The following is a 9,791-nucleotide window of genomic DNA, read 5'->3' on the forward strand; positions in this document are numbered from 1 at the left end:
GCGTGGTCTTGCCATGATCAATATGCCCTATCGTCCCTACATTTACATGCGGCTTCTTCCTCTCAAATTTTGCCTTTCCCATTATCTTCCTCCTTAAAATTCTCCTTAAACTTTTATTTATTATTTCATCTAAAGCCCATGACCGGGATCGAACCGGTGGCCTCGTCCTTACCAAGGACGTGCTCTGCCGACTGAGCTACATGGGCATAAAAAAGCGGGAAACGGGATTTGAACCCGCGACCCTCAGCTTGGAAGGCTGACGCTCTACCGCTGAGCTATTCCCGCATATATGGAGGGGGAAGGATTCGAACCTTCGAAGGCTGACGCCAACAGGTTTACAGCCTGTCCCCTTTGGCCACTCGGGTACCCCTCCGCTTCAATATTATATCTTTTTATTTGCAAGCAATGCAAGCCACCGAAGGGACTCGAACCCCCGACCCGCTGATTACAAATCAGCTGCTCTACCCGCTGAGCTACGGTGGCATCTATAACTTATAATATAAGAATTTTATAAAAGGATTGTCAACTTTCTAAGAAAACTGTATAATATTTTAACAAAAAATACATATTTGGAGGTAAAAAAATGAATACTAAAGTAAAAGAAATAATGAATACCAAACTTGAAACAATAAAACCAGAGGCAACTGTTTATGACGCTATTGAAAAACTTGTTGACAAGAGAATGAGGTCTTTAATTGTAATTCCTAAAGATGAAAAAGATGTATATGGCGTAATAACAGTTAGAGATATTGTGTTTAAAGTAGTTGCTCAACATTTAGACCCCCACAAAATTAAAGTAGAAGAAATAGCTTCTAAACCTGTTATCAGCATAGACAAGGAAACAGAACTGGAGCATCTTATTAAGCTTATGGAAAAATTTAATATTGCAAGAGTCTTTGTTCATGAAGGAAAACAAATTATAGGAGTTGTCTCTCTTCTGGATGTAATGAGTGCTTCTTTGATAGAAAGGGCAAGGAGAGGCTAAATGCTGAATAAAATTATTTCTGGTGGAAAATTAGAAAAAAAAGTAATAGAAAATATAAAGATTCATTTAAAAATTTTATGTTCAGCAACTGAATGCTTTAAAAATGCTATAACAACTGGTAACAAAGAATCAACATTCTGTGTGGCAGACCTTGAAAGAGAAGCAGATTCTATCAGAAGACAAATAATATCTACAATACATGAAGGAGCTTTTTTACCATTCATAAGACCAAACATTTGCAGATTTGTAGAAATGGTAGATGAAGCCTTTGATATTCTTGAAGATACTTCATTTGAATTCAGATATCTCAATAATGAAATCTATAAACTTATTGAAAATGAATGTGCCAAAATAGCAAAGATTAACTCCGAAATATGTGAACTTCTTTCAATAGCTTTTGATAGTCTGCTAACTAAAGGAGACCTTAAAGAAAAAAATCTTGCCATAAGAATATATGAAAAGCAGGTAGATGATCTTAAGTTTGATATTACAGAAAAATTAAGGAAAATAGATATAAAAAACTTCTGGGATGGTAAGATTATAACTGATTTTGTGTATTATCTAACAAACCTGAGTGATTTAATAGAGGATGCAAGCGATTATCTTTATATTATTGAAGTAAGCCTTAAATAATAGCTCTGCACTAAAATTAATAAATTAAGGAGAACAATGGTTGAAGTTGCTGTTGTAGCAAGTCTTCTTATCGCTTTTGGAATAGGCTCAAATGATGCATCAAATGCTCTTGGTATCTGTATAGGAGCAGGAATAATAAAACTAAAAAGAGCAATATTTTTATTTGGAATTCTTGTGTTTCTTGGCATTCTTCTGCAGGGGCAAAAAGTCATGAAGACAGTTGGTAAAAATATAGTTGATGTAAATATGTCAATTGTTATAGTAGTGCTCGCCATATCTGCCATATTAATAATAATTTCTAACTGGAGAAGACTTCCTCTATCTACTAATCAGGTTATTATAGGAAGTCTCATAGGTGCTGCTGTTGCATCTGATAGCGCAGTGAATATTGTATCTATCATAAAAATAGTAGTTTCTTGGATAATATCACCTTTTGTAGCAATGGGTTTTTCTTTTCTTTTATATAAAACTCTTGAAAAAACCATCTCAAAGTTTCCATTCTTTCAGATTGAAAAACTTTTAAGAGCATTCCTAATTTTTAGTGGCATGTTAATCTCTTATAACACTGGTGCCAATGAACTTGCCACCGTGCTCGGTCCTTTGATGCATTCAGGTATAGAAATTAATAAAATTCTTTTATTTTCAATTGCTTCAGTTATGGTTTTCTCTGGCGCTATTCTTCTAAGTCATAGAGTTATTGAAACTGTGGGAAAAGGAATCACTACATTAGACCCTTACTCTGGCTTTGCTGCTCAATTTGGAGCAGGTGGATGTGTTTTATTTTTTACTTTTCTTGGTATGCCTATATCAACAACTTACTGCATTATTGGGGGAATAAGCGGAGTTGGACTAACAAAGGGCATTAGTACGGTTAAATTTGGACTTTTGAAAAAAATTGCAATTAATTTTGCAGTTACTCCTTCTTTGGCTTTTTTATTTGGATATCTTGCTCTTAAATTAATTTATTCCTAAATATTCCTTTATTTTTGACACAGCCTTTGGAATTGCAGTTTCTACAGAAGGGCTACACTGTCTGCTTAATGTTTCCACATCTTCTACTTCTATGCCAATGATTTTAATCTCCTTAGGCATTTCCTCAGGAAACACAGAGTATCCGATTCTTATTATTTCAAATATGGAAAAATTATGAGTTCCGCTGGCATAAACATCTCCCCAAAACTCAGCATTAAATTCAATAATGCTTCCAGGCTCTTTTCCTGTTTTTACTCCATCTACAATTACTGCTTTATCATATCCTAATAATGAATCTATAAGATTAAAACCAATATTTAAAAGCGTGACAGTATCAACTACTCCTTCAAAATGTTCAACTATTTTTAAACCAACTCCATCATCTTTAAAATTAGGATTTCCAATACCAATAATTATGCTTTTCATTCTTCCCCACTGAAATAATTAAATTTAGAAGGCGGGGCAATAATCACCCCGCCTTACGGAAATGCTTTTAGGACAATTCGTAGTTTCTAAGGCTTTTTACAAGTTCGCCATGATGGTCTATTATGTCAATCCTCACAGGAATTCTTCCAGGTAATGTATGAGTTGAACATGCAAGGCATAGGTCATATGGGCGATATGCTATTTCAACAAGATTAAGAATTCCCTCATCTACCTTTCCATTCTTAATAAAACTCTGTGCTGCTCTCTTTACTGCTATATTCATTGGTCCTTTGTTGTGAGTTGTTGCAACAATGAGATTAGCATCTGTAACAATACCCTTATCATCAGTTTTATAATGATGAATTAATGTTCCTCTTGCAGCTTCAACAATTCCTACACCCTCACCAACTGGTGTGCCAAGTTCCTGACGAACATTAGGATCTGTAATGCTTTCATCGGAAGCAATCTTTTTAACTGTTTCTGCAGCATGCATTAACTCTATTGCTCTTGTCCAGTGATATGCCAATGTGTGGTGAACTGGTTTTCCGCCAAAAGCTGCAAGCATTTTTTCATAGGCTTCCTGTGCCAGAGGTGTGTCAAATCCGCTTCCCACATTAAATCTTGCAAGTGGTCCTACGCTATAAATGCTTGTGCCATCACCATCAACAAGACCATTCCAACCAAGCTTCTTTAAATAGGGTGCTTTCTGATAGCTCCATGGTAATGTTCTTTCAGCAATATAATCTAAATACTGGATTCCCTTGAATCTGCCTAATTCATTTCCTTTTGTATCAACAATTTTCTGTGTTCCATCGTAATATGTAACCTTATCATTCTCATCAACTGTTCCTATATAATTTGTTACTACTTTGTATACATCTCCAGTTACAAGAGCCATGTATTCTTTGTTCTGTAATACAACTTTATCAAAAACATCTAAGGTTAATTTTGCAAGCTCTATGCAGTCATCAGCACAGGCAAGAATTTCTTTTCTTTCTTCCTCTGTAATTCTCTTTGACCATCCACCTGGCAATGCAGCAACTGGATGACTTGGCCTCCCAGAGGTTAGTTCAAAAATTTTAACTGCTGAATATCTTTTCTTTAGGACAAGCTTTCCAACATCTGCTCCGACTTTAAGAACAAGACCTACGAGATTTCTCTCAGCAGGTGATGCAGTGGGACCACATACAAAATCTGGAAAACCAAGTGCATAAAGAATACCTGTATGGTCTTCTACATAATGAGCATTATAGAAAAGTTCTCTAATTTTCTTAGCTGTTGGTGTGGGTTCTACACCGTAAACTGCATCGGCAGCCTTCACTGAGGCTGTATAATGCACACCCCTTCAAACTCCGCATATGGTGCTTACAGTTCGGGGAACCTCTTCAATAGGCATTCCTATCAGAAACTTTTCATAACCCATGAATTCAACAACCTGCATAAATGCATTATCAACATTTCCCTGTTCATCAAGGAAGATTGTTATTTTTCCATGGCCCTCAAGCCTTGTCATCGGATTAATCTCAATTTTCTTCATTCCCTTTCCCCCCTTCTGGGTTATTTTTTTTATTATATCTATCAAACTCATTTTTTAGCCCTTTAATCTTTTATAAGGAAAAGAACTTGGCAGCGTGTATCTGTAAAAGAGATGAACCGGGTCAGGAATCTGGTCAACAAGTTCTTCATTATCAAGCATACTTGCAATAGCACTGATTGCACGTAAGCTATAATCTTTAACTCCAGGAATTGGTCCACCACAACCTCTACAAGGTATGTTTGCTGCTGGGCATTTAGCTCCACAGTCTCCCTGTGTTACAGGACCTAAACAGAGATATCCCTCCTCAAGAAGGCAACCATCTTCACTTGGTGCGCCATCAATTGTTCTTTTCACTTCAGTTGCCAGTTTCTTTGGTTTACCTTTCAATACAGGGTTTCTATCACAGACTTCGCATACAGCTTTACCCATTGTAATCCATGAACCAGGAGGAGGAAGCTGTCCAGAAAGTAATGCTGTGAATGCTGCTTTTACGTGTTCATAATGAGGTGGACAGCCGCCAATATAGTAGTCAACCTTGACTACTTCATCAAGAGGTCTTGCATACATCAAAGTTGGAAGAGTTAACTCATACTTCCCGTCTACAACACAGGTTGTTTGAGGTAATTCCTTGTTAGGATTGTCAGTGCTGAATGTATTCACATAAGCCTTGTCAAGAAGTTCATCTGTTGTATGCAAGTTAACAAGTCCTTTTATACCACCACATGCAGCACAGATTCCAAAAGCTATTAAAACCTTACATTTATTTCTCAAAACCTTTGCAATGTGCTCATGCTCTGAGTTTCTAACATTTCCTGTAAAAAGTCCTACATCAATTGAGCCATCTGGCATGGCTTCTAAGTCTTTATATTTAACATCCGCCACTGTCGGTGCCCAAAATACGATATCTACGGCAAGGGCAACATCTACCAGCATTTCTGATATATCTACTACTGCTATATCACAGCCTCCGCAGCCGCCGGCTAAATAATATGCAAGCTTAGGTTTGCTCATTGTGCCCCTCCTTTCATTGGATTTGGTCCAAGTTCTCTAATTCTGGCATCAAAAGCGGTCATAGACTCAGCAAACTTTTTACCTTCACTTCCAGAAATCCATTCAAGCTGAACTCTATCTGGCTCAACTCCCAGGTCAGTAAGAACTCTTTTTAGAAGTTTAAATCTTCTTATTGCCTTGTAATTACCTTCTTTATAGTGACAATCACCAAAGTGGCATCCACCAACAAATACTCCATCAGCTCCTCTTTTAAGGGCTTCTGCAATAAATTCAGGTTCAACTCTTCCGCTACAGGGCACTCTCACTATATGCACCGTGGGCGGATAGGAATAACGCAAGCTTCCTGCCAGGTCTGCTCCTGCATAAGTACACCAATGGCAGGCAATAACAATGAGTCTTGGCTCCCATGCCATATTAATTCCCTCCTTTTATCTTAGTTATTACTCCATTCAATGGAATTGATGCCATTGCTGTGGCTTTTTCCACATCTGCACCCAAAGCAATTGCTGTAATTTGAGCAAGATGAAGAGCAGGAATCTTATAATTTAATTTCTTCTGCTCAACTAAAAGTGCCTGTCCTGCATCAAACTGAAGAAGACAGGAACTACAGCCAATTACTGTAACATCTGGGTCTATTTCTTCTTTTATTACATCAAGTTTCTTTTTAAACAAAGCAAGAGATTTTTCAGATGCTGTTGACCTTAATGCACCCATTCCACAGCAATCTGTTATGGTGCTATAATGAGGTGCAACCCCGCCCATGGCTTCACATAGTTGTCTTAGTCTTGTTGGGAAAAAGGTGTTATCTTCATTAGTTGGATATGCTCTGCTTGGCCAAAGATTGTGACATCCTGTCTGTACAGCACATTTTAATCCATTGAGATTATATTTTATCTTAGACTTAAGATTATCAGGTCCTACATCTTCATAAAGTAAATTAATAAAATTCCATACTTTTGTTGTACCCTTATATTCTTTGCCTACTTTGGCAAGAATTTTATTAACCTGTTCCTTTATTTCTGGATGTTTTTCCATATGATATCTTGCTTCATTTAGGGAACCGTAACAGGAACCACAACCTGTAACTATGTCAACCCCTTTTTCCTCTGCAATGGTCAGATTCCATGCTGATGCCGCTGCCCAGCCTACTAAATCAAGTGATGGCATTGTTCCAAAAGCAGGACAGCAGGTAGCTCCTTCAAGCTCTACTATTTCATATCCGAGCTCATTGAGAAGAAATCTTGCAGAGTATTCTACATCTGGTCTATTAAAAGGTATATTACATCCAAGAAAAAATCCTATCTTTTTCATTCTTATCCTCCTTAGTCAAGCGGAAATGGTGCTATTTCTTCCAGGATTGTATTTCTAAGTACTTCCTGGAACTTTTTTCTTAACTCTTCATTACTAATAGCTGTTGGTGGTTTCTCTGGCAAACCCGCTTTCTTTCTTCTTTCCTCATATCCTTTTGGATACACTGCATGTCCAAATCTATAAAGATTTCTTAAACCTTCATATGTATTTGCTGGACATGATTCAACCTTCATTGCTGCTCTTCTAACTGCTTGAATGACTTCATAGGGTTTTATATCCATTGGGCAAACTTCTACACAACGATTGCAAGACTGACATCCCCATACAGATGAGTCTTCAAGAAGAATATCTCTTAAGCCAAGATTGGCTGCATGAATTATTCTTTTGATGAAAAATTCTAAACCAGCTAAAGCCATTGGACATGTGGATGCACATTTTCCGCACTGTATGCACTCTCTAAGTTCATCTGCTCCTAATCCTTCAAGCTCTTTTACAAAACTTTCATCTGCTTGGGTAAGGTCAATTACATTTACGCCACCCTCTTCCATTTTTTCCTCCTTTTATTTTTTATGCCTCTGTTAATGCATCAATCTGTGCCATTATTTGTTCAGTTGTAAAGCCGTTGAATTTAATAGCTCTTGATGGACATGCACTGGCACAGACTCCACAACCTGCACAGAGTGCTGGTTCAATATATGCCTTTTCTTTGCCTTTGTATTCTTCAATTCTTATAGCGCTGTATGGACAAAGTGGTACACAAACACCGCAGCTACTACATTTATCTCTATCAACCTCAGAAACTATTGCTTCAAATTTAATTTTACCAGGAATTATTAAAGCTGCTGTCGCTGCCGCAGCTGCTCTGGACTGAGCAATTGATTCAGGAATATCTTTCGGTCCCTGTACACATCCTGCAATAAATACACCCCTTGCTGAAGTCTCAACAGGATAGAGTTTTGTATGGACTTCCCTTAGGAATCCTTCTCTACCGCAAGTTGCACTGAACATTCTTCCAAGTTCATCAACACCATCAGGAGGTTCAATAGCAGTTGCAAGAACAACTAAATCAGCATCAACTTCAACAGGCGAACAAAGATCAACATCAAAGCCTCTTACTCTGAGTTTTCCATTAGGTTTCACATCAACTGCTGATACTCTTCCACCTCTTATAATTTTTGCTCCAAGTTCTCTTGTATAAACATAGAACTCTTCAAAATCTTTACCTGCTGTTCTAACATCAATAAAGAAAAGATAAAGTTTTATATCAGGATACTTTTCTTTAAGAATTCTTGCGTGTTTAAGCATGTACATACAGCATACTTTTGAACAGTATCTATGATATCTTTCATCTCTACTTCCTACACAGGAGATCATTGCAATTGTCTTGGGTTTTGTGCCATCTGATGGTCTCTTTAATTCACCACCTGTTGGTCCTGTTGCAGAGAGTATTCTTTCAAATTCCATAGAGGTTATAACATCTGGACAGTGAGGTGAGTATTCTTTAAAGTGAACCTTAGACATTGGCTTGAAGCCTGTAGCAATGATAACTGCTCCAACTTTAAGATTTATATATTCATCCTTGTCATCAAATTTTATTGCATCAGCTGGGCATCCCTGTATTCCCTTTGGTGGAATACCTTTTTTACATATTTCACAAGCGGGTTTACCTGTTTTTTTCATTGATTTGAAGTATAAGCAATTTGGCTCATCTATAACTGCTTTTTTGGGAACAGCCTGAGGATATTCAATATAAGCTGCTCTTCTCTGATTTAATCCCATATTATATTCATTCGGGACTCTTGATGGACAAATTTCTGTGCAAACACCGCAACCTATGCATTTATCCCAATCAATATATTTTGCTTTTTTCTTTATGCGAATATCAAAATTACCAACATATCCTTTAACATCATCTACTTCTGCATAGGTAATAAGCTCTATATTTGGATGCTGGGCGACCTCGCCCGTCTTAGGTGTGAGTATTCAAGCCGAACAATCCATCGTAGGGAAGGTTTTATCAATTTTTGACATATTACCGCCAATTGACGGCTGTCTTTCTACAAGATAGACCTTCAGCCCCATATTCGCAAGGTCAAGGGCTGCGAACATTCCTGCTATTCCACCACCAATAACCAAAACGGATTTTTCCATATCTCCATAGCGATCTTCAAGAGGCTCATTAAGTCTTACTTTAGCAACCGCGCTTCTTATAAGTCTTTTTGCTTTTTCAAGAGCACCTTCTTTATTATGCCAGTGTGGCCAACTATCTTGGTCTCTGATATTAGCCATTTCCAAAAGATAGCCATTAAGTCCTGCGTCTTCAACTGCTTTTTTAAAGATAGGACCGTGCGTTCTTGGTGTACATGCTGCAACCACTACACGGTCTACTGCTCCACTTTTAATATCTTGTTTAATTAAATCCTGCCCTGGATCAGAACACATAAAAACATAATTTCTAACTAATGCAACATCTGGAAGTGTTTCAACATACTTTTTCAGTGCTTCAATGTCAATGGCGCCTTTGATGTTCTCTCCACAGTGGCACAGATAAACCCCTACTTTTGCCATTTTAAGCCCTCCTTTGAATGGATTTTTATTGTGGTTTACCCTTTTTACCATTTTTTACAAAATTTGTCAAGAGGTATTTTTGAGCATTTGCAACCTGTTGATTTTTTTTAATTTTTTATGCTATCGTTTCTTTATTGCCGGTGTGGTGGAACGGCAGACGCGGCGGACTCAAAATCCGCTGGGAGCAATCCCGTGTGGGTTCAAATCCCACCACCGGCATATTACTTTGAATTTTCATAAAACTTCAGGTAAAATTATTTATGAAGATAATTCAATTCTTATATATAGGTTGGATAGCTGGATTTACAATTCACTATTATAACAGGCTAAAAATTTATTTACCCCCCC

Annotated in this window: 10 protein-coding genes and 5 tRNA genes; 4 read left to right on the forward strand and 11 right to left on the reverse strand. The window is 37.5% G+C overall.

The features are described 5' to 3' along the window. Positions 1 to 133: 133 nt before the first annotated feature. The 4 genes from FLY87_RS09965 to FLY87_RS09980 all read right to left on the reverse strand — a co-directional run bounded on the left by FLY87_RS09965 (position 134) and on the right by FLY87_RS09980 (position 483). A tRNA-Thr gene (locus FLY87_RS09965) sits at positions 134 to 206 on the reverse strand. 7 nt (positions 207 to 213) lie between these two features. After that, positions 214 to 285: transfer RNA gene (locus FLY87_RS09970), tRNA-Gly, on the reverse strand. 5 nt (positions 286 to 290) lie between these two features. Then, positions 291 to 373: transfer RNA gene (locus tag FLY87_RS09975), tRNA-Tyr, on the reverse strand. Between the two features lie 37 nt (positions 374 to 410). After that, positions 411 to 483, reverse strand: a tRNA-Thr gene (locus tag FLY87_RS09980). A 100-nt stretch (positions 484 to 583) separates the two neighbouring features. Here FLY87_RS09980 and FLY87_RS09985 point away from each other — a divergent pair. From FLY87_RS09985 to FLY87_RS09995, 3 genes are read left to right on the forward strand one after another with little or no spacing between them, the layout of a single operon-like run. Continuing rightward, positions 584 to 985, forward strand: a complete 402-nt coding sequence (locus FLY87_RS09985) for a cyclic nucleotide-binding/CBS domain-containing protein (RefSeq protein ID WP_141267103.1) — start codon at positions 584 to 586, stop codon at positions 983 to 985. After that, the gene (locus tag FLY87_RS09990; protein ID WP_141267104.1) at positions 986 to 1,618 is read left to right on the forward strand and encodes a TIGR00153 family protein; all 633 of its coding nucleotides are present in this window, start codon (positions 986 to 988) and stop codon (positions 1,616 to 1,618) included. It begins immediately after the preceding gene. Positions 1,619 to 1,654: 36 nt separating this feature from the next. Next, the gene (locus FLY87_RS09995; RefSeq protein ID WP_141267105.1) at positions 1,655 to 2,590 is read left to right on the forward strand and encodes an inorganic phosphate transporter; all 936 of its coding nucleotides are present in this window, start codon (positions 1,655 to 1,657) and stop codon (positions 2,588 to 2,590) included. Here FLY87_RS09995 and FLY87_RS10000 read toward each other — a convergent pair. The 7 genes from FLY87_RS10000 to FLY87_RS10345 all read right to left on the reverse strand — a co-directional run bounded on the left by FLY87_RS10000 (position 2,576) and on the right by FLY87_RS10345 (position 9,443). Beyond that, positions 2,576 to 3,016 carry a hydrogenase maturation protease gene (locus tag FLY87_RS10000; protein WP_141267106.1) on the reverse strand — a complete coding sequence of 147 codons (441 nt, stop codon included), beginning with the start codon at positions 3,014 to 3,016 and terminating at the stop codon, positions 2,576 to 2,578. The genes FLY87_RS09995 and FLY87_RS10000 overlap by 15 nt on opposite strands. A gap of 67 nt (positions 3,017 to 3,083) precedes the next feature. After that, complete coding sequence (locus tag FLY87_RS10005) at positions 3,084 to 4,553, reverse strand: Ni/Fe hydrogenase subunit alpha (RefSeq protein WP_141267107.1); 1,470 nt, start codon at positions 4,551 to 4,553, stop codon at positions 3,084 to 3,086. Between the two features lie 54 nt (positions 4,554 to 4,607). Then, positions 4,608 to 5,564: a F420-non-reducing hydrogenase subunit G gene (locus tag FLY87_RS10010; protein WP_012545939.1), complete on the reverse strand. Its 957-nt coding sequence runs from the start codon at positions 5,562 to 5,564 to the stop codon at positions 4,608 to 4,610. Continuing rightward, complete coding sequence (locus FLY87_RS10015; RefSeq protein WP_028842401.1) at positions 5,561 to 5,983, reverse strand: hydrogenase iron-sulfur subunit; 423 nt, start codon at positions 5,981 to 5,983, stop codon at positions 5,561 to 5,563. The genes FLY87_RS10010 and FLY87_RS10015 overlap by 4 nt, the downstream gene beginning before the upstream one ends. After that, the gene (locus FLY87_RS10020) at positions 5,979 to 6,875 is read right to left on the reverse strand and encodes a CoB--CoM heterodisulfide reductase iron-sulfur subunit B family protein (protein ID WP_012546292.1); all 897 of its coding nucleotides are present in this window, start codon (positions 6,873 to 6,875) and stop codon (positions 5,979 to 5,981) included. Before FLY87_RS10020 ends, FLY87_RS10015 begins: the two co-directional genes overlap by 5 nt. 11 nt (positions 6,876 to 6,886) lie before the next feature. After that, entirely contained in the window at positions 6,887 to 7,423 is a 537-nt protein-coding gene (locus tag FLY87_RS10025) for a 4Fe-4S dicluster domain-containing protein (RefSeq protein WP_141267108.1), read from the reverse strand. Between the two features lie 19 nt (positions 7,424 to 7,442). Continuing rightward, positions 7,443 to 9,443 carry a CoB--CoM heterodisulfide reductase iron-sulfur subunit A family protein gene (locus FLY87_RS10345; RefSeq protein ID WP_012546462.1) on the reverse strand — a complete coding sequence of 667 codons (2,001 nt, stop codon included), beginning with the start codon at positions 9,441 to 9,443 and terminating at the stop codon, positions 7,443 to 7,445. A 136-nt stretch (positions 9,444 to 9,579) separates the two neighbouring features. Between FLY87_RS10345 and FLY87_RS10035 the strand changes: the two genes are divergently transcribed. After that, positions 9,580 to 9,662: transfer RNA gene (locus tag FLY87_RS10035), tRNA-Leu, on the forward strand. The last annotated feature ends 129 nt before the right edge of the window (positions 9,663 to 9,791 follow it).

It is taken from the genome of Thermodesulfovibrio sp. Kuro-1, from assembly GCF_006538445.1.
Lineage (GTDB): Bacteria > Nitrospirota > Thermodesulfovibrionia > Thermodesulfovibrionales > Thermodesulfovibrionaceae > Thermodesulfovibrio > Thermodesulfovibrio yellowstonii.

What these genes read in the sequence shown, in the direction of transcription:
- FLY87_RS09995 (WP_141267105.1), top strand. Translation starts at nt 1,655, where the DNA reads ATGGTTGAAGTTGCTGTTGTAGCAAGTCTTCTTATCGCTTTTGGAATA.
- FLY87_RS10010 (WP_012545939.1), bottom strand. Translation starts at nt 5,564, where the DNA reads ATGAGCAAACCTAAGCTTGCATATTATTTAGCCGGCGGCTGCGGAGGC.
- FLY87_RS10000 (WP_141267106.1), bottom strand. Translation starts at nt 3,016, where the DNA reads ATGAAAAGCATAATTATTGGTATTGGAAATCCTAATTTTAAAGATGAT.
- FLY87_RS09985 (WP_141267103.1), top strand. Translation starts at nt 584, where the DNA reads ATGAATACTAAAGTAAAAGAAATAATGAATACCAAACTTGAAACAATA.
- FLY87_RS10020 (WP_012546292.1), bottom strand. Translation starts at nt 6,875, where the DNA reads ATGAAAAAGATAGGATTTTTTCTTGGATGTAATATACCTTTTAATAGA.
- FLY87_RS10025 (WP_141267108.1), bottom strand. Translation starts at nt 7,423, where the DNA reads ATGGAAGAGGGTGGCGTAAATGTAATTGACCTTACCCAAGCAGATGAA.
- FLY87_RS09990 (WP_141267104.1), top strand. Translation starts at nt 986, where the DNA reads ATGCTGAATAAAATTATTTCTGGTGGAAAATTAGAAAAAAAAGTAATA.